General features: G+C 65.1%; 19 protein-coding genes, 1 tRNA gene, 2 pseudogenes and 1 other annotated feature. Of the genes and pseudogenes, 17 read left to right on the forward strand and 5 right to left on the reverse strand.

Annotated elements, in window-relative coordinates; all coding sequences use genetic code 11:
• Positions 1 to 447 precede the first annotated feature (447 nt).
• Entirely contained in the window at positions 448 to 741 is a 294-nt protein-coding gene (locus tag ACX40Y_RS07230) for a hypothetical protein (protein WP_459118886.1), read from the forward strand.
• 164 nt (positions 742 to 905) lie between these two features.
• On the opposite strand, the gene ACX40Y_RS07235 is transcribed toward ACX40Y_RS07230, so the two are convergent.
• The gene (locus tag ACX40Y_RS07235; protein WP_459118887.1) at positions 906 to 1997 is read right to left on the reverse strand and encodes a M48 family metalloprotease; all 1092 of its coding nucleotides are present in this window, start codon (positions 1995 to 1997) and stop codon (positions 906 to 908) included.
• 166 nt (positions 1998 to 2163) lie between these two features.
• On the opposite strand from ACX40Y_RS07235, the gene ACX40Y_RS07240 reads away from it, so the two are divergent.
• The 3 genes from ACX40Y_RS07240 (at position 2164) to ACX40Y_RS07250 (ending at position 7731) form a co-directional block, all read left to right on the forward strand.
• Complete coding sequence (locus ACX40Y_RS07240; RefSeq protein WP_459118888.1) at positions 2164 to 4668, forward strand: O-antigen ligase family protein; 2505 nt, start codon at positions 2164 to 2166, stop codon at positions 4666 to 4668.
• A gap of 139 nt (positions 4669 to 4807) precedes the next feature.
• Positions 4808 to 5431, forward strand: a complete 624-nt coding sequence (locus tag ACX40Y_RS07245; RefSeq protein ID WP_459118889.1) for a polysaccharide biosynthesis/export family protein — start codon at positions 4808 to 4810, stop codon at positions 5429 to 5431.
• Positions 5432 to 5532: 101 nt separating this feature from the next.
• Positions 5533 to 7731 carry a GumC family protein gene (locus ACX40Y_RS07250; RefSeq protein WP_459118890.1) on the forward strand — a complete coding sequence of 733 codons (2199 nt, stop codon included), beginning with the start codon at positions 5533 to 5535 and terminating at the stop codon, positions 7729 to 7731.
• Between the two features lie 156 nt (positions 7732 to 7887).
• Here the strand turns inward: ACX40Y_RS07250 and ACX40Y_RS07255 are convergent, their stop codons facing one another.
• From ACX40Y_RS07255 to ACX40Y_RS07265, 3 genes are read right to left on the reverse strand one after another with little or no spacing between them, the layout of a single operon-like run.
• Positions 7888 to 9141 carry a glycosyltransferase family 4 protein gene (locus tag ACX40Y_RS07255; protein WP_459118891.1) on the reverse strand — a complete coding sequence of 418 codons (1254 nt, stop codon included), beginning with the start codon at positions 9139 to 9141 and terminating at the stop codon, positions 7888 to 7890.
• 54 nt (positions 9142 to 9195) lie between these two features.
• Positions 9196 to 10308, reverse strand: a complete 1113-nt coding sequence (locus tag ACX40Y_RS07260; RefSeq protein ID WP_459118892.1) for a glycosyltransferase family 4 protein — start codon at positions 10306 to 10308, stop codon at positions 9196 to 9198.
• Positions 10309 to 10312: 4 nt separating this feature from the next.
• Positions 10313 to 11326 (reverse strand): NAD-dependent epimerase/dehydratase family protein, encoded by a 1014-nt coding sequence (locus ACX40Y_RS07265; protein ID WP_459118893.1) that lies wholly within the window; start codon positions 11324 to 11326, stop codon positions 10313 to 10315.
• 458 nt (positions 11327 to 11784) lie between these two features.
• On the opposite strand from ACX40Y_RS07265, the pseudogene ACX40Y_RS07270 reads away from it, so the two are divergent.
• The 13 genes and pseudogenes from ACX40Y_RS07270 to ACX40Y_RS07330 all read left to right on the forward strand — a co-directional run.
• Positions 11785 to 12381, forward strand: a pseudogene (locus tag ACX40Y_RS07270) (IS3 family transposase); the annotation flags it as partial.
• Positions 12066 to 12180 (forward strand) — a sequence feature (AL1L pseudoknot). (Overlaps the previous pseudogene by 115 nt.)
• A gap of 68 nt (positions 12382 to 12449) precedes the next feature.
• Positions 12450 to 12909: pseudogene (locus tag ACX40Y_RS07275) on the forward strand (transposase); the annotation flags it as partial.
• Between the two features lie 202 nt (positions 12910 to 13111).
• Positions 13112 to 13648, forward strand: coding sequence for an RNA polymerase sigma factor (locus tag ACX40Y_RS07280; protein WP_459119232.1), 537 nt, complete (start codon positions 13112 to 13114; stop codon positions 13646 to 13648).
• 64 nt (positions 13649 to 13712) lie between these two features.
• Positions 13713 to 14576, forward strand: coding sequence for a FecR family protein (locus tag ACX40Y_RS07285; RefSeq protein WP_459118894.1), 864 nt, complete (start codon positions 13713 to 13715; stop codon positions 14574 to 14576).
• Between the two features lie 143 nt (positions 14577 to 14719).
• Positions 14720 to 17620, forward strand: a complete 2901-nt coding sequence (locus ACX40Y_RS07290) for a TonB-dependent receptor (protein ID WP_459118895.1) — start codon at positions 14720 to 14722, stop codon at positions 17618 to 17620.
• A gap of 11 nt (positions 17621 to 17631) precedes the next feature.
• On the forward strand, positions 17632 to 19284 hold the full coding sequence (locus tag ACX40Y_RS07295; protein ID WP_459118896.1) for an FAD-dependent oxidoreductase: 1653 nt from the start codon (positions 17632 to 17634) through the stop codon (positions 19282 to 19284).
• Positions 19285 to 19530: 246 nt separating this feature from the next.
• Positions 19531 to 19833 carry a hypothetical protein gene (locus tag ACX40Y_RS07300; protein ID WP_459118897.1) on the forward strand — a complete coding sequence of 101 codons (303 nt, stop codon included), beginning with the start codon at positions 19531 to 19533 and terminating at the stop codon, positions 19831 to 19833.
• Between the two features lie 23 nt (positions 19834 to 19856).
• Positions 19857 to 20639 (forward strand): P-type conjugative transfer protein TrbG, encoded by a 783-nt coding sequence (gene trbG, locus ACX40Y_RS07305; protein WP_459118898.1) that lies wholly within the window; start codon positions 19857 to 19859, stop codon positions 20637 to 20639.
• Between the two features lie 197 nt (positions 20640 to 20836).
• Entirely contained in the window at positions 20837 to 21937 is a 1101-nt protein-coding gene (locus ACX40Y_RS07310; RefSeq protein ID WP_459118899.1) for a TraB/TrbI/VirB10 family type IV secretion system protein, read from the forward strand.
• 15 nt (positions 21938 to 21952) lie between these two features.
• Positions 21953 to 22174, forward strand: coding sequence for a DUF2274 domain-containing protein (locus ACX40Y_RS07315; protein ID WP_459118900.1), 222 nt, complete (start codon positions 21953 to 21955; stop codon positions 22172 to 22174).
• Entirely contained in the window at positions 22171 to 22482 is a 312-nt protein-coding gene (locus ACX40Y_RS07320; protein ID WP_459118901.1) for a DUF736 domain-containing protein, read from the forward strand. The genes ACX40Y_RS07315 and ACX40Y_RS07320 overlap by 4 nt, the downstream gene beginning before the upstream one ends.
• Before the next feature lie 2 nt (positions 22483 to 22484).
• Positions 22485 to 22802: a helix-turn-helix domain-containing protein gene (locus tag ACX40Y_RS07325; protein WP_037470181.1), complete on the forward strand. Its 318-nt coding sequence runs from the start codon at positions 22485 to 22487 to the stop codon at positions 22800 to 22802.
• Positions 22706 to 23833, forward strand: a complete 1128-nt coding sequence (locus tag ACX40Y_RS07330; protein ID WP_459118902.1) for a tyrosine-type recombinase/integrase — start codon at positions 22706 to 22708, stop codon at positions 23831 to 23833. The genes ACX40Y_RS07325 and ACX40Y_RS07330 overlap by 97 nt, the downstream gene beginning before the upstream one ends.
• A 17-nt stretch (positions 23834 to 23850) precedes the next feature.
• Here ACX40Y_RS07330 and ACX40Y_RS07335 read toward each other — a convergent pair.
• Positions 23851 to 23926, reverse strand: a tRNA-Lys gene (locus ACX40Y_RS07335).

The raw sequence follows: 23926 nt of genomic DNA on the forward strand, positions 1-23926 counted from the left end.
CCTCACGCGCATCAAGAACAGCCTGAAGGCACCGATCCTCGTCGACCTGCGCAACATCTACCCGCCCGCCGAGCTCGAGCGCGCCGGACTGCAGTACACCGGCGTCGGCAAGCCTGGCGGCGCTGCACCACGGGTCGTGCGGGGGGGGGACGCCTGATCGCCAGGCGTCTCTGGACGCTTCATGCCGGCCTTGAGTCGGCATGGGTTGATTGGTGCATCCATCGCAGCACCGCCAGGATCCATTCTAGATTTCACGCATATTCCTAGCTAATCAAGAATATGACTGTCTAAAGTCGACACATGGTCCAAGATTTATTACAGTCTAACCGACGGTCGCGTTTTAGATTAGCCCGAGATGGGACATATATGGACCGTGAAAATACTTGACAGTATTGACGTTTCAGCCGCACTATGCGGTCAGTCCTGAAATTAAACGAAGGGTTGGCCATGATTGCCAAATTATCGCTTGGTGCTTTGGCGGTGGCGTTGATCGCGACGGCTGCCGTTGCAGCGCCGCTGCGTCCCAACATGGTGCTCCCGCTCCAGGCTGTACCGGCACAGGATGCGGCGAGCGGGCAACAGGATGCGGCGAGCGAGCAGACTACGCAGGAGACGACGCCGGAACCGGCGCGTCCGCGTGTGCGGCGCCGGAATTCCTTCTTCGGCCTTCCTCTGGCGCTGCTTGCGGCGGCCGGGGCGGGCGCCGGTGCCATCGCGGTTGCGACCGCAAGTCCCGAATAGGCAGGGCGTCGGCAGGCAGGCGGGGCGAAGCGTTCGGGCCGCATCGAGCGACTTCCGAACGGCGCCGCTCTAGGGTCCTGTGTTGGGCGCCCGAGCGTGTGCCGCCGTGGGCGGCGCAATGGCTTGCAGTCTTGTGCAACCGATCCGCAGTGCCGGGATTCGGATCAATCTTCCGTTCCGGTGACGGCGGACGCCGTCAGCCGCGTCGTTGATACGGCGGCCGTTTGCGCGGGCGCGGCATGGGCCGTGTTCGACAGGGCGACGGCCGGTTCTTGTGGTGAATGGACCTTCAGCCGCGCGATTTCCGCGGTGACAATGCCGATGCGGCGCTTGAGGCCCGGATGCGTAATTGGAACATCAAATGGGCGGTTGTGCGCGGCGTGCGCCAAGAACCGCGCCGGCGCGTCGAGATCATAGCCGGCGCGTTGCAGCAGGCCCACGGCAAGCGTGTCGGCTTCGATCTCGGTGACCTTGACCCGGCCGGCCCCGATCCCGAACTGCGCGAGCAGCCCCGATCGTCCCTTCAACTGCTCCTCGTGCCGAAGGATGTTGTGGCTCATTTCGTGGGCAACGACGAAGGCCAGTTCCGCGTCATTGTCGACGTCCGCCATCAGGCGGCTGGTGACGGCGACATATCGGCCATCCGACCAGGCATTGAAGTTATTCCCCCCGACCACGACCGGCGTGCCGCCGCAGCCCGGATCGGCGGTGAGGCGCAGCGAAAGCAGCTCTCCATTGCGCATGACACCCAGGCCGACCGACCCATGCCGCAGTGCGCGATCGAGCGCGGATTCAAACGCTTCGCTGCGACGCGAGGATGCGTTCTGGCCGATCAGGCCACGTTCGAACGAGTCCATTGCGATGCCGTTGATCGCAACGATCGCATCTCCGTTGCGGAGGCCGGCCCTGTCGGCGGCGCCGCCGGCGACGACGCCGCGCACGCCGAAGCCGTCGGCAAGGCCGAAGCGGGCGGCGACCAGCGCCCGATCGCGCTGGTCATAGGAGGCGCGATCGTGGATCAGCATGCCGGTCAGGCGATCCGGGTTCTGGCATCGATCGCCGTTCCGCGTCGCGAGGCGATAGGCGATGCTGGCCAGCCGGAGATCCTGCGTGGCGGAGGGCGCGCGCCCGGCATCATTACCGGCCCAGGCCGGCGCCGTCGCCAACAATGCAATTGCCGCGGCCGCGAGCGCGCGCGATCGAACCGCAGCCATCCGGCGTGCGGGAGTCCGCCTGATCCCCATCACCATCACCATCACCAGTTCAGGCGAAGGGGATATCCGTCGGCGCTTAATAAAATGTGCAGGCCAACACAGGTATTTTCGCGGTGCGATTTAGTATCGGCGCCGCTTGTGGCGAATTCCAATGCTATTTGATCGTATGAAAGATGGTCGGGGCAATCAGCCAAGTATTGCCGTGATCGTGATCGGATTCTTCATCGTCATTTCAATTGGCGGTGCGGGGGTGCATTATCCCGTGCTCTCGATGATCGATGAAATCGTCGCGGTGGCTGCACTTTGTTGGCTCGTCCCGCAGCTGGCCAGCTTGAAGATGCCGGCGATGACGGTGGCGGCGCTGCTCCTGCTGATTGCGGTGCTGCTGCTGCCGGTGCTGCAACTCGTTCCCCTGCCTTGGGGGCTGTGGACCGCGCTCCCGGGCAGGGCGCTGGCGGCGGCGATCCGGACCCATGCCGGCCTTGCCGGGAGCGCGAGCCCGTTGTCGCTCCGCCCTGGCGCCACCCTGCAGGCGCTGCTGGCGCTGCTGCCGCCCGCAGCGGCGTTCGTGGCGGTGACGTTCCTCGATGCGCGCGGGCGGATCGCGGTGCTGCGCGCGCTCGCCGCAGCGGCGGTGCTGAGTGCGATTCTCGGGGCGCTGCAACTCGCAAGCGGTGGCGAAGGGCCGTTCACACTGTTCGATTCGGCGCATCGGGACGACGCGATCGGCCTATTCGTCAACCACAACCACAGCGCGACCTTCCTGCTGATCGGCATCGTCGCGGCATTGGTGCCCGGCCCTGCCGATCGCGAGTGCGGCGGTTGGCAGGGGCCGGCGGCGATCGGCGTGGCGACGCTGCTTGCACTGGCGGTGCTGGGGACGACGTCGCGCACCGGCCTGTTGACGGTGGTGCCGGTGCTGCTGCTGGGCAGCTACTTGCGCGCTCCGGCGATGTGGCGCCGCTGGCGGCTGTTCGCGGGGCTTGCGGCGCTTGTGTTGTTTGCGTTCGCGCTGGCGCAGACGCCGCCCGGGCAGACGACGCTGGCGCGCTTCGCGACGGTTTCGCAGGACGGGCGGCAGGATTTCTGGGCCAACACCCTCTATGCGATCGGCCAGTTCCTGCCATGGGGTAGCGGGCTCGGCACGTTCACCACCATCTATGCCACCGTCGAGCCGCTCGACCAGATGGCGTCGCCGATCGTCAATCACGCGCATAACGACTATCTCGAACTGGCGCTGGAGGGCGGGCTGCCCGTGCTCGTGCTGATGGTCGCGGCGCTGGGGCTGACGGCGCTGGCGTTCGTGCGGGCGCTGCCGCGCGGCGGCAAGACGGCGTCGCAACCCTTGCCGTTGACGATCGCCGCCGCCGGGATCGTGGCTATCCTGCTCATGCATTCGGCCGATGATTATCCGTTGCGGATGCCTGCACTGTCGGTCCCGTTCGCCGCGTGCATTGCGATGCTGTTTCCGCGCGGGCGGCGCCGGCGCGACCGTCGGGACCGTCCGGGCCTTGCCTGGGCGGGGGGCGCCGCCTGCCTGGCGATCGGCGCGGCGCTGGCGTGGCAGGCGGCGCGCGTCGGCATGTCGTCCCATTTCCTGCGCCGCGACGCGCCGGCGCGGGCGCTCGGCTGGTGGCCGGGGAACGACGCGGCCCTGTCGCGCCTCGCCGCCAAGCGTGCGCTGTTTGGTGACTGGCGCGGAAGCCGGCAGGCGGCACGCGACGCGCTGGCGCAGGCGCCGATGGATGCGACGGCGCTGCGCGCGTTCGGGTTGGCCGAGGCGGCCATGCGCGACGAGGCGGTGGCCGGGCGGGCGATGCTGCTCGGCGGGCAGCTTGGCTGGCGCGACATCCCGACGCAGCTATGGCTGATCCAGCGCGCGCTCGACCTGGGCGATCCGGCGGTGGCGGTGCAGCGCGCCGACGCCGTGCTGCGGCAGGACCAGCAGACGGCGCTGCTGTTCGGCGCGCTTCGCGGTTTGCTGGCCAATGCGGGTGGCCGGGCGGCGCTGGCGGATCAGCTTGCGCTTCGTCCGACGTGGCGGGCGGCGTTCCTGACCGGCCTTGCCGGCGACGCACGGGTTCGCGGTGCCGACGTCGCGGAACTTTATCGCTTGCTCGCCGCCGGGAGGGCGCCGGCGGATGCGGCGGAGTCCGCGTCGCTGCTGGACCGGCTGTGGCGTGCGGGTCGCTTTCGCGATGCGCGGGCGATCTGGCAGGCGGCGGGGGGTGACGGGTGGATCGCCGACGGCGGATTCGAGCGCTCGGGCAGCGACGTCCGGGGGATCGGTCCGTTCACCTGGCAACCGGCCGGCCTGCTGGGGGCCGAGATCGGCATCGGGGTGCCCGACCATGCCTGGCGGGGCAGGGCGCTGCACGTCGTGTCGCAGGGCATCGGTGCGGGCGCGGTGGTGCGGCAGCGGCTGGTTCTGTTGGCTGGCGCGTACACGCTTCGCTTTGTCGTACGGGCGGAGGGGGGGGCGGCCAGCCGTCCGTCCTGGGCGATCGCTTGTGCCCCCGGCTTCGCGGCGGCGGCGGCGGCGGGGCCTGCGACATGGTCCGCAGCGCGCGACGGGTGGGCGCGGGGCGAGATCGGCTTCACCATCGGCACGGACTGCGCCGGGCAGGAACTGCGCCTGATCCTGGCGCCGGCGCACGATCCGCAATCGATCTGGGTGGACGACGTCGCCATCGCGGCGGCCGACCATGAATAGCCGCCGGCGCTGCGACCGCGCCGCGGCGATGCAGCGATGCGCAATGCTGTTAGGGAGTATCGAAATGAATCATGTGGGGCGGTGCCTGGCGGTATTGGCGCTTTCGTCCGCCGCGGCAGGATGCGCGGGCCCGAACGTCGTGGAGTCGGTGCCGCGCGGCGCGGCCGCCTATGCGGCGCTGCAGCCTACGCCCGAGGAACTGACCAGGGATTATGTGATCGGGCCGCTCGACACACTGGACATCGGCGTGTTCCAGGAGCCCGACCTGACGATGAAGGCGGTGCCCGTCGACGTATCGGGCAACATCTCGATGCCGCTGATCCGCACGGTGCAGGCGGCCGGCCTGACCACCGACCAGCTCGCGCGCGAAATCCAGCAGAAGCTGCTGAAATATTATGTCCGCCCCGAAGTCACCGTCGTCGTCGCGAGTTCGGTCTCGCAACGCGTGACTGTGCAGGGGCAGGTCGAGGAGCCGGGTGTCTATGACCTCAAGGGCCCGACCACCTTGCTGAACGTCATCGCCCTGGCACACGGCGAAAACCGGACCGCCGCGATGAAGGAAGTCGTCGTGTTCAGGACGGTCGATTCGAGGCGAATGGCCGCGGTATTCGACCTGGGCCGAATCCGACGCGGCGAAGATCCAGACCCGAAGATCCTCGGCAACGACATCGTCGTCGTCGGATATTCGAACGTGAAGGGACTGTGGCGCGACATTCTTCAAGCCGCACCGCTGCTGAACGTCTTCCGATTCTACGCCGACTAGCTGGCACTCGACGAGCAACAAACGACCTGCCCCGGCGCCGCGACGGCCGAAACCCCGGACCAAAAACGCAGCGACGAGGGCCCTGGAGATTGAACGGATTTATGGACACCGCGCATCGCACCCACGCCCATGCCGGCGCCCCCTTTGACGGCGGCGATTATGCCGACGAGGCGGGGCAACGCGACTTCATCGACGATCGCGACGATCGCGAAGGCGGCATCGATTTCAGGGCGCTCGGCACGGCGCTGTTCCGAAGCCGCTGGTACGTGCTTGCGATCCTGTGCCTCGGGCTGCTGGGCGGCGTGGGCATCATCATGATCACGCCGCCGCAGTTCCGCGCGCGCGCCAGCGTGGAGGTCAGCCAGCAATCGGCCAAGGTGCTGGGCACCGAGGAAAGCGAGCCCGTCCTTGTCGGGGCCGAGTTCGACCGGTTTCTCCAGACCCAGGTCAATCTGTTGCAAAGCCGGGCGCTCGCCGCACGGGTGGTCGCGAAGTTGCGACTGGCCGGCGACGACCGCTTCCTGGCGGCGATGGGGCGCAATCCCGCGAAGCTGGGCACGGGCAAACTTCGCGAGCGCGTGGTCACCGATCTGCTGCAACAGAACCTGCGCATCAGCCAGATGCCGAATTCGCGCATCATCGAAATCGCATTCACCAGCCGCGACCCCGCGGTCGCGATGCGCATCGCCAACAGCTATTCGGACAACTACATCCAGAGCAATATCGAGCGGAAGTTCTCGACGACAGCCTATGCCCGGGAATTTCTGAGCACGCAGCTGGCAGCGGCGAAGAAGCGGCTCGAAGGCTCCGAACGCGCGCTGATCGACTATTCCCGTGAGGCGAGCCTGATCGATGCGAGTGGCGGCGCCGATTCGCAACGCGATCAGGAATCGGGCCCGAGATCGCTGACGACCGCCAATCTGGTCGATCTGAACGAAGCCTATATCGCCGCAGAAGCCAAACGCATCCAGACCGAGGAGCGGTGGCGCGAGGCATCCGGCGTCCCGTTGATGGCGCTGCCCGAAGTGCTGGCGAACCCGGCGGTGCAGGCGCTCGACGCCCGCCGCGCCGAACTGTCGGCCAATCTGGGTCAGCTTCGCCAGCGCCTGCAACCCGATCATCCGCTGGTCGCGCAGGCGACGGCCCAGCTGAACACGATCGACCAGCAGATCAACACGCTGGCGGCCAATGTGCGCCAGTCGCTCCAGGAACAATATCGCATCGCCGCGCGGCAATCACAGGCGCTTGCCCAGCAGGTTGCGCAGCTCAAGGCGACCAGCCTCGCCGAGCAGGATCGCAGCGTTCGCTACAACATCCTGAAGCGCGAAGTGGACACCAACCGTCAACTCTATGAGGGGCTGCTCCAGCGTTTCAAGGAAGTGAGCGCCGAAGCGGGCGCGGCGGCAAACAACGTCATCGCGGTGGACACGGCCGAGCTTCCGAAGGACCCGGTTTCTCCCCGCGTCGGCGTCATCCTGGTTCTGGGGCTGATCGCCGGCCTCGCCGGTGCGGCGCTGTTCGTCTTTGCCCGCGAGCAACTCGACGATTCGATCCGGGACCCCCAGGATCTGGAAGCCAAGTTGCACCTTCCCCTGCTGGGGGTGGTGCCGAAGGCGGAGGGAGCGCAGCTCGATATCGGCAACACCGCCCGGCGTTCCGCGATATCGGAAGCCTATCAGTCTGTTCGGACGGCGATCGAGCTCTCGTCGCCGAACGGCATCCCCCGTTCGCTGTTGCTGACGAGCAGCCGGATGGGCGAGGGCAAAACGACCAGCGCGCTGTTCATTGCGAAGGCGTTCGCGGACATCGGCCGCAAGACACTGCTGGTCGACGCCGACCTGCGCAAGCCGTCACTCCACATGCTGCTCAATCAGCGGAAGGACGCGGGCGGGGGGCTTTCGAGCCTGCTGGCGCGGCGGACCACGCTTGCAGGCGCGGTGCTGCCGACGCCGTTCGAGAACCTGTCGTTCGTGCCGAGCGGCCCGTCGCCGCCCAACGCAGCACAGTTGCTGGGCGGAGCGCCGGTCGCCGAGCTGTTTCGCACGTTCGAGGGGGAGTTCGACGTGATTATCGTCGACGGGCCGCCGGTACTTGCGCTGGCCGATGCCGTCGAGCTTTCCAATCAGGTGGAGGCAACGCTGTTCGTCGTCGCGGCCGGCAATGCGCATTACGGCCAGGCCAAGCAGGCCGCGCGCCGCGTGCGCGCGGCGGCGTCGCACCTGATCGGCGGTCTCGTGACCATGTATGACCCGGGCCTGTGGAAGAGCGACGCGGATTACTACACCTATGATTATGGCTGATGCGATGCTGCGGCCGGTGGCGCCTTCGCCATCGGCCCGCCGGGGGGCATCGATCGGCGCGCGCGGCGCGCCGCCCCCGTGGCGGGCGGAAGCGGGAAGCGCGCAAAATCCGGCGTTTGGGTCGGGGTTGTCGCGGACCGGCCGCGTCGCCGGCGATCAGGCCTGGCGATCGCCCAGCAGTCGCCGCAAGTGGCTTTCGTACCTGTCGACCACCTGATCGGGCATGAACATCGCGCCCATCGCCAGCGCGCCCGCACTGTAGCGGGCATAGGCTTCGGCCGACATCCGGCGAAACAGATCGATTTTTTCGGCAAGGTCGGCGGCGTCGTCACCGTCGTACAATTCGCCGCAGACGCCGGGCGTCACGACTTCGGGATTGCCGCCGACGTTCGAGGCGACGACCGGAATCGCGACGCCATAGGCTTCGTAGATGACGCGCGGCAGCGGCTCGTTATAGACCGAGGGGCATATCACCAGATCGACCAGATCGTAGAACTGGTCGGCCGGCTGCCAGCCGATGAAGCGGATGCGCGGATCATGCTTTGCCGCCGCCTTCAATTGCGCGACATAGCCGGGCGGACCATCGCCGGCGATGACCAGCGACCAGTCGCGCCCGTGCTTCGGCAGCTTTTCCGCGGCTTCGATCAGCTTTTCTACGCCCTTGGTCGGCGCGAGGCGGCCGATATAGCCGAAGCGGATCGGCGCCCGTTCATCGAGTGTCCGGTGCGTCGGCGCGAGGGGGCGATCGTTGACGTTCCATTGCACCGCGCATGGCTTCTCTCGATCGAACGCTCCGTGCCGCCGATGGATGTCCGCGACGAACTGGCTGTTGGACAGGAACAGGTCGACATGCCGGGCCTGGTGCCGGTTGATCCCGCGAACCACCTGGCAACTGGCGCATAGCGACGCGCAATTGTGGCCACCCCGATACATGCCGGATCGGCTGCAGATCAAATAATAGTCGCGCATCGTGTGGACGAGGCGGGCGCCGCTGCGTTTTGCCTCACGCAGAATCGCGGTGGAGAAGCCGTCGATGATGCTGGTGTTGACCACATCGGGGCGGATCACCTTCAGCAGGCGACGCAGATCGCGGGCCGCCCAGGGATTGTACAGATCGATCGCGTGCCACAGCGCCTTGGCGAGGCGCGAATGGTGCTTGTTGTCATAGGGCCAATAGACGTTGCGAATGGGCAGCACGTGCAAGGCCGGCTTCCCCGGACCGGCGACGCCGGCGTCGATCGCGGCGCGCAGCGTGGCGGCTTCCTGTCCCGGCGGGCAGAGGCGCAGGACATGCACGTCATGGCCCCGCGCCGCCAGCCCTTCGGCCAGCGTCTGGACCGACTTGGCGCCGCCGCCGACCTGGTCCGGCCGGTACGAGCGGATGATGAAGAGGATTCGCCTGGAAGCCATCGGCCTATGCCCTTGTTGATCGATTTTGGTTGGCCGGATGCCGCCGCATCTGCCTCATTCGCCGAGCACGCCAGCATAGATGCCGGCGATCTGGCGATGCAGGCGCGGCATGCTGAACCGATCGGCGATGGCCGCCGCCATCCGGCTGCGGAACGCCGGCAGATCGGCGCCGAGCGCCGCGATCTCGCCGAGCGCCGTGCAGAAGCCGTCGGCATCGGCGGCAAGCCAGCCGGTCCGGCCATGATCGATCATCTCGACGATGCCGCCGGCGGGAAAGCCGATGACCGGCAGCCCGAGCGACATCGCCTCCATCACCGAACGCGGCAGCGGATCGGGGGTATCGGACGGCACGACCACCGCATCGAGACCGCCATAGATGGCGGACAACCCATCGAAGCTGCCGTCGAACCGGACGGCATCGCCGAGGCCGAGCGTCGTCACCATCGTTTCAAGCGATTCGAGATAAGCCCGGTCTTCCGCCGTCGCCTCACCCCGGATCCTGATCGAGACGTCGATGCCGCGCGAACGGGCGGCATGGAGCCATTGCAATGCGACATGATGGCCCTTGAACGGGTGGATGCGCCCGCAAATGCCGAGAATCATGCCCGCGCCCGGCGCGCGCGGGGCGAGCACCGTATCGCCGGGCTCGATCGCGTTGAACACCACCGATACATTGCCCGGCAGGCGCTGGCCGGGCCAGCAGGCGCGGCTCACCAGCACCATATGGTCGGCGGACCTGGCGAGCGCGCGCCAGATCAGGCGCTCGCTGGGCCGGAGGCCAATGTCGCGCACGTGGAAGACGGAGGGCGGGCCGCCGATCCGGCGGGATAGCGCGGCAATGCAATGCGCCTTCATCCCATTGCTGTGGACGAGATCGACCCCGGCCTGCCGGGCAATCGCCTTCAGACCGCGCGCCGCGCCGAGCCAGTCACCCGCCGCCGCGGCGACGCCCGCCGGCCGAACCGGGCGCCGGATCGCCGCCACCTGCCCGAAATCGAGGCACCGGAACGGGATGCCCTCGTTCGCGGCGCGCGCCGAAACCGGCCCTTCTTCCGGGACGATGAGGAGCGGTTGCACGTGCGGATTTCGCATCAGATCGAACAGCGAGCGTTCGGCGCCGCCCTTGAAATAGGCGACCGGCGAGAGGAACGCGACCTTGCGGGGCACGTTCCTAGACTCCGTAGTGCGCCCGATACCATGCCACGAACTTCGCGACGCCTTCGCGGACGTCGGTTCGGGGCTGGTAGCCGGTAAGCGTCTGGAGCAGTCGCGCGTCTGCCCAGGTGGCGGGCACGTCGCCGGCCTGCATGGGCATCAGGTTCCTGATCGCGGTCCGGCCGGTGGCGGCTTCGATCGCCTCGATGAAGTCGGTCAGCTGCACCGCGTTCGAATTGCCGATGTTGACGATGCGCCAGGGGGCGACGGGGGAAAGGCTGTCGCCGTCGACCGCGGCGGTGCGGGCGGCCGGCGGCGACGGCGGAACGGCGACGAGCAACTGGATGGCCTCGACCAGATCCTCGACATAGGTGAAGTCGCGCTTCATGTCGCCGTGATTGTAGACGTCGATCGGGTCGCCTTCGAGGATCGCCTTGGTGAACTTGAACAGCGCCATGTCCGGCCGGCCCCAGGGGCCGTAGACCGTGAAGAAGCGGAACATCGTGATCGGCAGGCCGAACAGATGCGCATAGCTGTGCGCCATGTTCTCGGTCGCCTTCTTCGTCGCCGCGTAGAAGGACATCTGATGATCGGCCTTGTCGGTCTCGCGATAGGGCATCTCGCTGTTGGCGCCGTAGGCCGAGGAGGTGGAGGCGAGCAGCATGTGCGCGGGCGGGTGCGCGCGCGCCGCTTCGAGCAGCTCGAACGTGCCGACGATGTTGCTTTCCAGATAGGCGCGCGGGTTTTCGATCGAATAGCGCACCCCGGCCTGGGCGGCGAGGTGGATCACGATCTCAGGCCGTTCTTCTGCGAACAGGCGCGACAGCAGGCCGGGGGCTTCGACATAGTCCCGGACGCTGCGGAAATGGTTCGATGCCGCGAGGGTGGCGAGCCGCTGTTCCTTCAGCGCGACATCATAATAGTCCGTCATCGCGTCGATCCCGACGACGCGGAACCCCTCGTCGAGAAGCCGGCGGCACACGAACGAACCGATGAATCCGGCAGAACCTGTAACCAACGCGGTGCGCATGCTTTCTCCTTGCACGGTCTGTCAAAGGGCTTTCGCCGGGTTGAGGCGAGCTCGTGATGGCGCTGCCATCTTGCATGGCCGCCGGCTACGCCCCTTGTCGCCGGCGCCAACCGGCAGGGGTGGTGGAAATGGCGATGACTTGGGGTGCCGCGGGCGTCGTTATAATTATTGCACCAATGTTCTTTCTCGATGGTTGCGAACGCTATGTTGTGTATTTCCAATGAACATCATTGCCAGACGATGCAATGTATTTTAAGGTTAGACATCAATAAACACCGCTTATAGTTCTGGCTCATTGTCCTGTTTGATTGTTAGATTCGGTTTTACATCCGTCGGATAATTGGCGATGACCGGCATTAGGGCTGGGTGTCTGGCAGGCGGTATTCGAAGCACTGGCCGCTGCCGGTGTGAAGTGTCCCCGGTTTTCCGGAGGCTCCTATGTGTGAGAAGGAGCTGTGATGAGCGCTACGAGGAACAAGTTCTCGCCTGAGTTTCGCGACCGCGCGGTGCGGATGGTCGAAGAGCATCGAGGGGATTACCCGTCGGAGTGGTAGGCGATGACATCGATCGCTGGGAAGGTCGGGTGTACGACCGAGACACTGCGCCGTTGGTGCCGCGAGGAGGCGAGCCGACGAACGGGACCAGCGGCGCAAGCCGCCGATGACCGGGAACGGCTCAAGTTGCTGGAACGGGAGGTGAAGGAGCTGCGACGGGCCAATGACATCCTGCGCAAGGCATCGGCATATTTTGCGATGGCGGAGCTCGACCGCCACGGCAGATGATGATGGCGTTCATCGACGCCCATCGCGAGGATCTGGGTATCGAGCCGATCTGCCGGGAACTGGCGATCGCCCCATCCTCCTACCATTGAGCACGCCGCCCGTCTTGCCGATCCTGACAGACGTCCCGCTCGTGCCCGGCGCGATGACGAGATGCGGGCGCAGATCCAGCGCGTCCATGATGTCAGCTTCGGCCTCTATGGCACGCGCAAGGTCTGGCACCAGCTGCGGCGTGAAGGCGTAGTGATCGCCAAGTGCACGGTGGAACGGCTGTTGTCGGTGACGTGCGCCCCTAAAATGTGACCGCGAGAAGGTAGAGTCCGCCTCGAAGGAGTCGGACGGATATGAAGCGGAGCAGGTTCAGCGAAGAGCAGATCATCGCGATCTTGAAGGAGCAGGAAGCGGGCATGGCTACGGCGGATGTGTGCCGTCGCCACGGGATCAGCTCTGCGACGTTCTACAAGTGGAAGTCGAAGTACGGCGGGCGGAAGTATCCTAGGCACGCCGGTTGCGGGCGCTTGAGGAGGAGAATGCTCGGCTGAAGAAGCTGTTGGCCGAGGCGATGCTGGACAATGTGGTGCTGAAGGATCTGACGTCAAAAAAATGGTGACGCCCGGCGCGAAGCGGGAAGCGGTCGCCCATGCTCGTGAACATCACGGTCTGAGCGAGCGTCGGGCGGAGCAGCCCAAGGTTCCGGCGATGCGGAGCATCGTTGGAAAGGCTGCGGAGGGGTGCAGTCTGGTTGGCGTGAGCCGCAGGGTGATCCGGTATCAGCCGACCAAGGACGATGATGCGCGCTTGCGTGAGCATCAATGTCGCTTCTGAGAGTCCATCGCCCGTGGGCGTTCGAGCGAGGATGCTGTTGCGGATGCTGGCATCAGCTTCCTTGGATCAAGGTTGCCACCTGCAAGCGGCGCGACCCCGCACGTGACGGAAACTTCGTTTTCAAGTCTCTAGGGATGCAGAGAGGAGAGGGGACACGGAACGGACGGCTTTGGCAGAATGGGTGGGACGCGAAATCCTGCCCCATGAGCGCGACCTTCGTGCTTGGTTGCGGTCGCGCGTAATGGCGGCCGAGGACGCGGAGGATATCGTGCAGGAATGCTATTGTCGGCTTTCGCAGCTCTCCGGCGTCGCTCACATCGCCGAGCCGCGGGCCTATTTGTTCGCTATGGCGCGAAACCTCGTCCATCGGCAACGGCAGCGCGCCCGCGTCGTCCGGATCGAGCCGATTGCCGAAGGCGAGACCGTGGAACTGGTGAGTGACCTGCCTCTACCGGACCGGGTCGCGGCCGGTCGGCAGGAACTTGATCGTGTTCGCGCTGCACTTGGCACCCTGTCCGATCGAGCACGCAGCATTTTTCTGCTCCGCCGCGTCGATGGACTCAGCCAGAAGGAAATCGCCGCACGGCTCGGTGTAACCGAAACCGTGGTCGAGAATGATGCCAGCCGCAGTCTTCGTGCGATCCTGCGGATGCTCACCGACCCGGGCGAGATTGTCTCTCCGGTGAAGGAGGAAAAGGCCCATGCCAGATCACGTTGAGCAGGTCGCCGCCGAATGGGCGCTGCGCCACCCGCTCGATGTACAAGAGCAGGCGGCGCTGGAAGTGTGGCTGGCGGAAGATCCTAGCCATGCCGGCGCGCTTCTGCGGGCAATGGCCGGGCTGAGTCTTGTCGATCAGGCGATCGCTCCGCTCGCCGATCCAGGACAGGTGGGGAAACCGCGATCACGTCTGCGTCGCCGCTTTCTCGCGGCCGCAGGCGCTGCGCTGGCCGCTAGCATCACCGGGCTGTTCGGCTGGAACTATTTGCGCGGCCAGCAAGTCGAGACTGCACGCGGCGAGATCCGCCGCCTGCCGCTCGCGGATGGCTCGATCGCAATGATCAACACCGACAGCGCGCTCAGCGTGGCGTTGGAGCGGGACATCCGCCGGGTATCCCTCGATCACGGCCAGGCATGGTTTCAGGTTGCGAAAGACCGGGCTCGTCCATTCGTGGTCGATGCCGGGATCGCAATGGCTCGGGCTGTAGGAACGGCGTTTTCTGTCGAGCGACGTGATCAGGGTGTCGAGATCGCCGTCACTGAAGGCGCCGTCGCCGTATGGGCTGCCGACGCGAGCGGCGCGATGACAATCGTCGAAGCGGGTCAGTTCGCGCGCTTCCGTGTGGGGGAGGCAATACCCGTTGTGGGCACTGCCCCCGGTGCGATCTCTCGGGCGCTCGCCTGGCGCAGTGGCGAAATCGCGCTCGAAAACGAAACCGTCGCCAGCGCCGTCGCCCAGTTCAACCGCTACAACCGGCAACAACTTGTCGTCGATGATCCCGCGCTGGCGCGAGAGCGCCTGATCGGCCTTTTCCAGATCGACAGGCCCGGCGATTTCGCCGCGACGCTGGCCACATCGTTCGATGCCCGGGTGACGATCACCCCCCAGGCAATCCACGTCACGCGCAAAAATGTGGGGCAGCGCTGACGGAATTGCGCCCGCGATGCCTCGTAGGGGGTGAGCGCTTCGAAACAGAAGGCGCCGCGACAGGGAGAGGTTCACCCATGTTTTCCGTGCGTTCGCAAATGCTCGGCTCAGCCGCCATCCTACTTGTCTCCATGGCCCCGACGGTGGCGGCCAGCGCGCAGACCCGCCAGTTTGATGTCTCCCCGCAACCGGCTCGAACCGGCATTCCGCAGTTCGCCCATCAGGCCGGGATTCAGATTCTCGTGCCGGGCTCGCTGGCGGACAATCTTCGGGTCAATCGGGTCAAGGGATCGCTAGACGTTGCCGCGGCGCTGCGGCTGCTGCTCGAAGGGACGAACCTGGAGCCCGTGCGTGCCGGTGGCGCGATCGTCCTGCGGCGCCGCGCCGTGAGCGAACGCGCATCGCTGATGCCAGCTTCAGTCGAAGTGGGATCGGCGCCGAGTCAGATGGGGGCCGGGATGGCCCCCCAGGAGGCGCCGTCGGAGGCCGAGGAAATCGTCGTCACCGGAATACGCGCGTCGCTGCAGCAATCGATTGACGTCAAGCGTGCCGCCGGCAACATCGTCGACGTCATCACGGCACAGGACATCGGCAAGCTTCCCGATCAGAACGTTGCGGAGTCGATGAGCCGCATCACCGGCGTTCAGATCACCCGTCGTGAGGGCGACGGATCAAACTTCACCGTGCGCGGCATTTCGCAGAACCGGCTCGAGATCAATGGCCGCACCTTCCTCGGTCCCGGCGCCGGCGGAAGCGCATCGCTGGAATCGGTCAGCCCCGAAATCATCTCCAGCATCGTCGTGTCGAAGTCGCCGACCGCTGACATGCCGGAAGGGGCGCTCGGCGCTACCGTCAATCTCAAGACCAAAAGGCCGCTGGAGCTGGGTAATTTCGTCGTCAGTGGCCGGTTGCAGGGCGCTTATACCGATCAGGCGGATCATCTGGGCTATCGCGGCTCGGCTCTGGTATCGAAGACGTTCGGCGACAATTTCGGAGTCCTGGCAAGCGCGGCCTACTCGAACACCCACACGCGCGGCTATTCGTTCGACACCGGCGGCTGGGCCCGCACCAACAACATTGACGGCGACGGCGATGGCGTCAACGACCCCGGCCTTTATCGTCCAAATCGCTACATGGCGCGGATCTATGATCGTGCCGAGGAACGACTCACGCTCAACGGCTCGGTTCAATATCGACCGGCAGAGCGCTGGGAAATGATCCTCGACGGCACCTACACGCGGTTGAAGCGCAACCGGCAGAGCGCGAATTTCCAGGTTCTGCTCAACGACAACGACGTGGGTGCGGTCGCGGATGCGAACGGGACGGTGGTGCGCTCCACCTATACCGGCGTCACCGTACGCCCGCTGATCTACGACGAGCCGACTGAGTTCAAGTCGACCAATATCGGCTTCTCGACCAAATATGAGGGCGAGATCGTGACGGTGAAGGCGGACGCCTCCTATGCGAAAGGCCTAGGGACCGATGGCGGCCCCGGCGCATCCTTCACCTATGTTGTCGTGCCCCGCGCTGGTCGCTCCGCGAACGCCACCGTCGATTTTTCGCGCGGCGGCACTGTGCCAGACCTCTCGCTTGCTTCGAATTTCGATCTGAACGATCCAGCACAGTACCAGCTCGCCTCCATCTTCGAGAACGATTTCCGCACCGATAACAGCGGTTATGACGGCAGGATCGATTTCACCATCCGCACCGAGGCCGGTCCGCTCACATCGATCGAGGTCGGAAGCCGGTACGAATCGATCCAGTTCTATTCCGAAGCGCCGCAGAACATTCCCACGGCTGCCAGCCTTCTGTCGCGTGGCGACAAGAATGGTGATGGGATCCTGACCGTCGACGAGCTTCCCGGGCTGGATTACAACAACCAGCAGGGCAGCTTTTACCCGGGAGTACCGGGTAATTTCCCGCGCGACATTCTGGGCGGCACGACGAGCAAGGAGGCCGCGCGCGATGCCTTCGGCATTCCCGTGCCACGCGCGGACACGATTCCCTTCGGGCGCGTCTCCATCAAGGATGTCACCCAGGACACGCTGGCCTTCTACGCAAAAGGCAATTTCGACGAGACGATCGGATCGTTGCCGCTCACCGGCAATGCCGGCGTCCGCTACATCACGTTCGAGCGGATCTCCTCGGGCTATCTGTCGGACACTCAGCCGACTGCGTCGAAATCGCGGTTCGGCTATTGGCTGCCGAGCGCCAACGCCTCGCTCGACATCCGTCCCGATCTGACCTTCCGGCTCGCCGCCGCTAAGGTTGTCGCCCGGCCCAGCCTGAGCGACGTCGGGGTCAGTTTCGTCCCGCTGCTGGTGTCGCGCACCGGATCGCGTGGCAATCCGCGATTACGCCCATTCGAGGCAACGCAATTTGACGCGACCCTCGAATGGTATTTTGCACCTTCCAGTGCGCTGACGGTCGCCGGCTTCTACAAGAATGTCGACTCGTTCACGCTCAACCGCACCCAGAGCGAATTCATCCCCGGCCTGTCCGACCAGATCGATCCAAGCACCGGCCAGACCTATGGTGTGTTTCAAATCACCCAGCCGGTGAACGGCGCGTCGGGGAAGATCAAAGGGGTCGAGCTCGCCTATCAACAGTCGCTTCGGTTCCTGCCGGGGCTGCTCGGCAATCTCGGCGTGCAGGCGAACTACACTTATGTCGACAGCGAAACCCCGCTAATCGACGAAGCGACCGACGCGCCTCTGCCGCTGCCGGGACTGTCCAAGCACAGCTACAATCTCATTGGCTTTTATGAGGACAAGACGCTCTCTGCGCGCGTCGCCTACATTTACCGCTCCACCTATCTTCTGGGCCAGGGCAGCGCCGCGGCCGGCGGCAGTTCCTATGCAGCGGGACGCGGGCAACTCGACGCCTCCGCGCAACTCAACTTGACCCGGAGCCTGCGGCTGACGGTGGAGGCGATCAATCTGACCCGCTCGGTCGACCGGCAATATCTCCAGGACTCGCTGCGGCTGCTGACGAGTGCGCGTGAGGACCGGCGCATTTTCTTCGGCCTGGCGGCGACGTTTTGAGGGGCAGGGGGATGCGACTGACTCTTCTTGCGGGCGCTGCACTGCTTGCCGCGACGCCCACCGCCGCTGCGCCCGAGACGCCGGCTGCGAGTGACATCGTCATCTATGGCTGCACGTCGGGCGGCGTGATTGCCGCAATCGAGGGGCGGCGGCTCGGGCGCAGCGTCACGCTGGTCTGCCGGGACGATTATCTTGGCGGGATGACCACCAATGGCCTTAGCTGGTCCGACACCGGCAATCATCGTGCGATCGGTGGACTGGCGCTGGAATTCTATCGCCGCGTGAAGCGATATTATGACGATCCGGCGGCCTGGACTCATGCGCCGCGGCCAATGGATGCAAAGAACTTCATCGACGATGGCGCGATGTGGCAGTTCGAACCCAAGGTTGCGGAGCAAATCCTCGAGGATTGGGTACGCAGTGCGGGCGTCCGCGTCGAGCGGAACCAGCCGCTAGATCGCGGGCCGAACGGCGTCGAGCGACGGGGCGCAACGCTGATCGCCTTCCGATCGAAGGCGGGAAGGCGCTTCGTCGGCAGGGTATTCATCGATGCGAGCTATGAGGGCGATCTGATGGCGGCGGCCGGAATCGCCTACACGGTCGGCCGCGAGGCGAATGCCACTTATGGTGAGACGCTGAACGGCGTCCAGCTTGGCAAGACGACCAATCACCAGTTCACGCTCGATATCGACCCCTATCGGGTGCCCGGTGACCCGAAGAGCGGGCTGCTGCCGCGGATCAGCCCGGAGAGGCCGGCACCCGACGGCAGCGCCGACAGCAAGATCCAGGCCTATACCTATCGTCTTTGCCTGACCGACGTCGCGTCGAACCGCCTGCCCTTGCCGAAGCCAGCCGGTTATGATGCCGGGCAATACGCATTGCTCCAACGCTATATGGATGCGGGTTATCGCAACTTCTTCCAGAAGTTCGATCGCATCCCCAATGGCAAGGCGGATATGAACAATTTCGGGGCCTTCTCAACCGACAATATCGGCCGCAACTACCGCTATCCCGAGGGCAGCGACGCCGAACGCCGGGCGATCGTGCGCGAGCATGTTCAGTATCAGCAGGGCCTGTTGTGGTTCATGGCACATGATCCGCATGTGCCGAGGGAAACGCGTGGCGAAATGGGGCGCTGGGGCCTGTGCCGTGACGAATTCACGAGCAATGGCGGCTGGCCGCGGGAGATGTACGTCCGCGAAGCGCGACGGATGGTCTCCGATTTCGTGATGGCCGAGCCGCACGTGCGCGGGCTCGAGCCGACCCCGCGACCGATCGGGATGGGATCGTACCAGATGGATTCGCACAATGTGCAGCGCATTGTCGACGCCGAGGGGCACGTGCGAAACGAAGGCAATATCGAGGTGCCTGTCGGTCACGCGTATCCGATCAGCTATGATGCGATCGTGCCGAAGCGGGAGGAAGCGGGCAATCTCCTTGTCCCGGTCGCGCTGTCTGCATCGCACATTGCCTATGGGACGATCCGGATGGAACCGGTATTCATGATATTGGGTCAATCGGCCGCCGCGGCCGCCGATCTGGCGATTTCAGGCAACGTGCCCGTTCAGTCGGTGCCGTATCCGCAGTTGCAGCAGCGACTTGTTTCCGAGGGCCAAATCCTGGCGCTTGACGGTAGATTGGGCAAGCGTCGTGGCAGCTTTTGAACGCCGTCGGATAGCTGCGAGCGCGCGGATGTCGCCTTCTTGAGCAAAGGAGCGAAGACAGTGGGAGCGCCCGATCGGGTACGTTCCCGCTCGACATGATTTTGCATGGCGAATGACCGATCGTGGCGAACGCGGCCCGGGCCGCAGCGAAAATGGAGCGGCTGGCTCCGGTCGGGACCTTCAGCCGTTTAAGTTTTACCAGCGCGCGTTGTTGCAGGCGTGCAATGCGGGCGATACGCTTCCTATATGTGCAATTTATACCGGCTGAAGGCATCTTCTTCTGAAGTTGCTGCGCTTTTTGGCGCAGTCGAGACTTCGTCCTCAAATGCCGGGGCCGACATCTATCCTGGCTATCCGGGGCGGGTGGTTCGTGAGACGAGCGGCGCACGGATCGTTCAGTCGATGATCAGGGGCTTTCCGCTGCGGCTGAAGACGATGAGCCCGTCAGCGAAGCCCAAGCCGGTCAGCGCGCAATTCCGGCCTGCCGTGCTTGAGGCTGAACCAGCCAAGCCCGTCGAGATCGTCGAAACACCCGTGCCGCTGCCCTAGCCGGGCAGCTTCTCCCGCCGCCGTTGGTCAGGGCTGAGGCCGGACCTCCCACCGCGCGGGTCGAAGCGGGAAACCGTGCGGCCACGCGCGAACCGTCGAGTGCCAGCTATATCTATGCCGTGCAGGTCTACCCCTGGACCGAGGGTGCGCTCTACCGGCTTTACGCCGCGCCGGAACAGGTGAGCGACATCGTGCTCCAGCCCGGCGAGAAGCTCGTGGCGATTTCCGCGGGCGATACCGTGCGCTGGGTCATCGGCGATACTTCGAGCAGGGCCGGCGAGACTGCGCGGGCGCACATATCGGTCAAGCCCTTCGCGCCGGGGCTCGCGACCAACATGGTCATCACCACCGACCGGCGCGCCCATCATCTGGCGCTCGAAAGCACCGACAAGACCGCGATGGCGGCGTTCAGCTGGACGCACCCGCAGGATCGCCTGCTGGCCTTGCAGCGGCAGAACGAACGTGCCGAGGAAACACGGCCGGTGGCGGACAATGTCGCGCTCACCAATCTGCGTTTCCGCTATGCCGTTACCGGCGACAATCCGCCCTGGCGCCCCGTCCGGGCATGGGACGATGGCGACAAGGTCTATATCGAGTTCCCCGCCCGGCTCGATCAGGGCGAGGCGCCGCCCTTGTTCGTGGTTGGGCCGCTGGGCCAGAGCCAGCTGGTCAACTACCGTGTCAGCGGCAATCACTACATTGTCGATCGCCTCTTCGGCGCGGCCGAGTTGCGGCTTGGCGAAAACCCGCAGGCCGTCGTGCGCATTTCCCGCACCGATGCAGTGCAGGGGAGGGCACGCCCATGAGCGGTCCCGCCAAGGATGACGCTGGCCCGGAACCGCGTGCTCCCGGTGAATCCACGGCACCCCCGCCTGAACCGGCCAAGCTGAGTGCGGAAAGGCTTGTCCTGCGCGCCGCACCCCGGCGCGTCGTCCGGTTCCGGCGTGGTGTGATCATCGGCTGAGCCGCTTGTGCTTCGCTCGCCATCGCCGGTGTCGCCTGGATGGCGCTGGGGCCGAAGACGTTGCAGGTGGTCGCCACCGGTGATGAGAAGGCTGTCGCGGACCGGCGCACGCCCGCCGCTGCCGTCGCCAATCTGCCGGGAACCTATGGCGAGCTGCCACCGGGTGTTCCGGTGCTGGGCGATCCGCTGCCCGGCGATCTTGGTCGGCCGATCCTCGAGCACCAGCGCGGTCTCGGCATCGATCCGGTGACCGAACCGGACGCCATGCCGCCGGCTATGACCATGGAGGCGCAGGCCGCCCAGGCTGAGCGTCAGCGGATCGCTGCCCAGGCGGCGCAGGCCCGCGAAGCAGGCGTCATGGTCCAGTCGTCTGGGCGGGGTGCAGCGGCGCCGGTCAGAGGTGCGGACAGCACGCCCACAGGCAGCGCAACGCCAGGCCAGAGCGAGCAGGCGGGGCGTCTCGCGCTCGATCCGGAGCGGGACCAGAACAACCAGCAGCGCAAGCTCGACTTTGTCGGGAGTCAGGCGGTGGACGGCACCATCAATACCCACGCGCTCCAAACTCCGGCATCGCCCTATCAGCTGATGGCGGGCAGCGTCATCGCCGCCAGCCTGTTAACGGGGCTCAATTCCGATCTTCCGGGTATGGTGGTGGCGCAAGTAACCGAGCCGGTCTTTGACACCGTGACCGGGCGTATCCTGCTCATTCCGCAAGGCGCGCGGCTGATCGGCAGCTATGACAGCGTTGTGGCCTTCGGACAGCGGCGCGCCTTGCTGGTCTGGCAACGGATCATCCTGCCCGATGGCAGTTCGGTTCAGATCGACAATCTGCCCGCCACCGACAGCGCGGGTTATGCGGGGCTTGCCGACAAAGTCGACTTCCATAGCTGGCAATTGCTCAAGGGCGTCGCGCTTTCGACGCTGCTGGGCGTCGGGACTGAACTCACGCTCGGCAATGACGAGAGCGATCTTGTCCGCGCGATCCGGCAATCGACCCAGCAATCCGCCAATCAGGCGGGTCAACAGATCGTCTCGAAGAACCTCAATATCCAGCCCACCATCACCGTCCGTCCCGGATGGCCGCTGCGCGTGATTGTCCACAAGGACATCGTGCTGCGGCCATGGGCGGGCGCTCGCTAAATAAGGAGAGCCGCGATGCTCAAGCTCGCCAAACTGCCCGACCGGACACCGGTCAAACTGGCCATCACGATTACGCCCGATCTCGCCCATGCGCTCGGCGACTATGCGACGATCTACAACCGAACCTACTGCGACAAGGCCGAAGTGGCGGACCTCGTTCCCGCCATGATCGACAGCTTTCTCGCCAGCGATCGCGCCTTTGCCAAGGCGCGCAAGGACATGGAGGAGCGGACATGACCCGCAAGCGGACGATCGGTCGCTTCCGGCGCTCGAAGCAGGGCGGATGGGAAGGGGAGATCAACACCCTGTCGATCCAGCGCGCGATCCGTCTGATGCCCAATGACAATAGGGTCAGCGACAACGCTCCGGCGTTCCGGGTCATGCTGGGCTGGCAGCATATCGGCGATGCCTGTGAGCGCCTGTCGCGCACCGAGCCTCCCCGTGAATATTGGCGGGTGCGGATCGACGATCCCTTCTGTCCGCTCAGCGCCATGCTGTTCCCCGACGCCGAAGGCATGACCGCGCAACTGGTGCTGCAGGTCTGACCATGGGCGAGGGAGCCGAGCGCGTTCTGACCATCCGGGAAGCGGCAGCGCTGCTCAAGGTGCACCCCAACACCATCCGCAATCTGCTGGCCGAGGGGCGCATTCCGGCGGCCCGCGTCGGGCGCCAGTGGCGCTTTCTGGAAGGCGAACTTGTCGCGTGGATTCGCTCGGGCTACTCTGCGCCTGCACGAATGCAGTCAGGTGCCCAACGAAAGGAGGCATTATGGCACTCTGGAAACGTGCAGGAAAATACTACGTCAAGCTCACAGCACCTGACGGAACGCTCATTAGACGCTCTACTGGAACGACCGACAGGCTGAAGGCGCTCGAATTTCACGACAAGCTGAAGGCCGAGCTGTGGGACCTTGCCAAGCTGAAGCAGAAGCCGAAACGGACCTGGGACGAGGCGGCTTTGCGGTGGCTGAAGGAGAAGGCACACAAGAAGTCCTACCGGGACGATGTGAGCCGGATCCGGTGGTTCACCAGGCATCTGCGTGGCAAGACATTGGATCAGGTGAGCAGGGACATGATCGACCGGCTCATATCGCGCCATTTCGCCCGCAAGAGCGATCGCACCAAGGATCTCTATGTCGCGCTTATCCGCGCGATCTTCCGGAAGGCGATGCGGGAATGGGAATGGATCGCGCATGTGCCGGCGTTCAAGACCTATGCGCGCAGTGGCCGGGTCAGGGTGCGGTTTCTCACCCACGATCAGGCCGCCGAGCTCATGGGTCGGCTTCCTGAACACCAGCGCGAGGTGGTGCTGTTCGCTTTGTCGACCGGCCTGCGTCAGGGCAACATACTCCATCTGCGATGGGATCAGGTCGATATGACCCGGCGCATCGTCACGATCGGATATGGCGAGACCAAGAACGGGGAAGCGCTCGGCGTTCCCCTGAACAAGGCGGCTCTTGGCGTGTTACGACGGCAGAAGGGCAAGCATCCGGTTCATGTGTTCACATTTCGGGGCAAGCGCCTTGCCAATGCGAATACGCGGACCTGGCGTGCGGCTTTGAAGGCCTGCGGGATCGAGGATTTCCGCTGGCACGATCTGCGGCACACCTGGGCGACCTGGCTCCGGCAGAATGATGTGCCCACCTGGGTGCTTCAGGAGCTGGGGGGATGGAAATCGGAGTCGATGGTGCGGCGTTATGCGCACATGTCGGTGAAGCATCTCCAGCCCTATGCCGACCAGCTGATTTTGCCGGGCACAGACCCGCTGATTAATCCGGTCACAGACACGAAAAAGTCTAACTGCCCGGAAAAGCTGGAAAGCTCAGGTCACAAAAATGGTCACAGTGAGAGCCGTCCGCGGCTCAAGCTTGTCGCCGGCCTCGACGTAAACTCTTGATTATGAAGGAAGAAAAATGGTGGACGCACTAGGGCTCGAACCTAGGACCCGCTGATTAAGAGTCAGCTGCTCTACCAACTGAGCTATGCGTCC

The sequence above is a fragment of the Sphingomonas sp. RS6 genome (genome assembly GCF_054489705.1).

What these genes read in the sequence shown, in the direction of transcription:
- ACX40Y_RS07230 (WP_459118886.1), top strand. Translation starts at nt 448, where the DNA reads ATGATTGCCAAATTATCGCTTGGTGCTTTGGCGGTGGCGTTGATCGCG.
- ACX40Y_RS07235 (WP_459118887.1), bottom strand. Translation starts at nt 1,997, where the DNA reads ATGGTGATGGTGATGGGGATCAGGCGGACTCCCGCACGCCGGATGGCT.
- ACX40Y_RS07250 (WP_459118890.1), top strand. Translation starts at nt 5,533, where the DNA reads ATGGACACCGCGCATCGCACCCACGCCCATGCCGGCGCCCCCTTTGAC.
- ACX40Y_RS07255 (WP_459118891.1), bottom strand. Translation starts at nt 9,141, where the DNA reads ATGGCTTCCAGGCGAATCCTCTTCATCATCCGCTCGTACCGGCCGGAC.
- ACX40Y_RS07265 (WP_459118893.1), bottom strand. Translation starts at nt 11,326, where the DNA reads ATGCGCACCGCGTTGGTTACAGGTTCTGCCGGATTCATCGGTTCGTTC.
- ACX40Y_RS07295 (WP_459118896.1), top strand. Translation starts at nt 17,632, where the DNA reads ATGCGACTGACTCTTCTTGCGGGCGCTGCACTGCTTGCCGCGACGCCC.
- ACX40Y_RS07300 (WP_459118897.1), top strand. Translation starts at nt 19,531, where the DNA reads ATGTGCAATTTATACCGGCTGAAGGCATCTTCTTCTGAAGTTGCTGCG.
- ACX40Y_RS07310 (WP_459118899.1), top strand. Translation starts at nt 20,837, where the DNA reads ATGGCGCTGGGGCCGAAGACGTTGCAGGTGGTCGCCACCGGTGATGAG.
- ACX40Y_RS07315 (WP_459118900.1), top strand. Translation starts at nt 21,953, where the DNA reads ATGCTCAAGCTCGCCAAACTGCCCGACCGGACACCGGTCAAACTGGCC.
- ACX40Y_RS07320 (WP_459118901.1), top strand. Translation starts at nt 22,171, where the DNA reads ATGACCCGCAAGCGGACGATCGGTCGCTTCCGGCGCTCGAAGCAGGGC.
- ACX40Y_RS07325 (WP_037470181.1), top strand. Translation starts at nt 22,485, where the DNA reads ATGGGCGAGGGAGCCGAGCGCGTTCTGACCATCCGGGAAGCGGCAGCG.
- ACX40Y_RS07330 (WP_459118902.1), top strand. Translation starts at nt 22,706, where the DNA reads ATGGCACTCTGGAAACGTGCAGGAAAATACTACGTCAAGCTCACAGCA.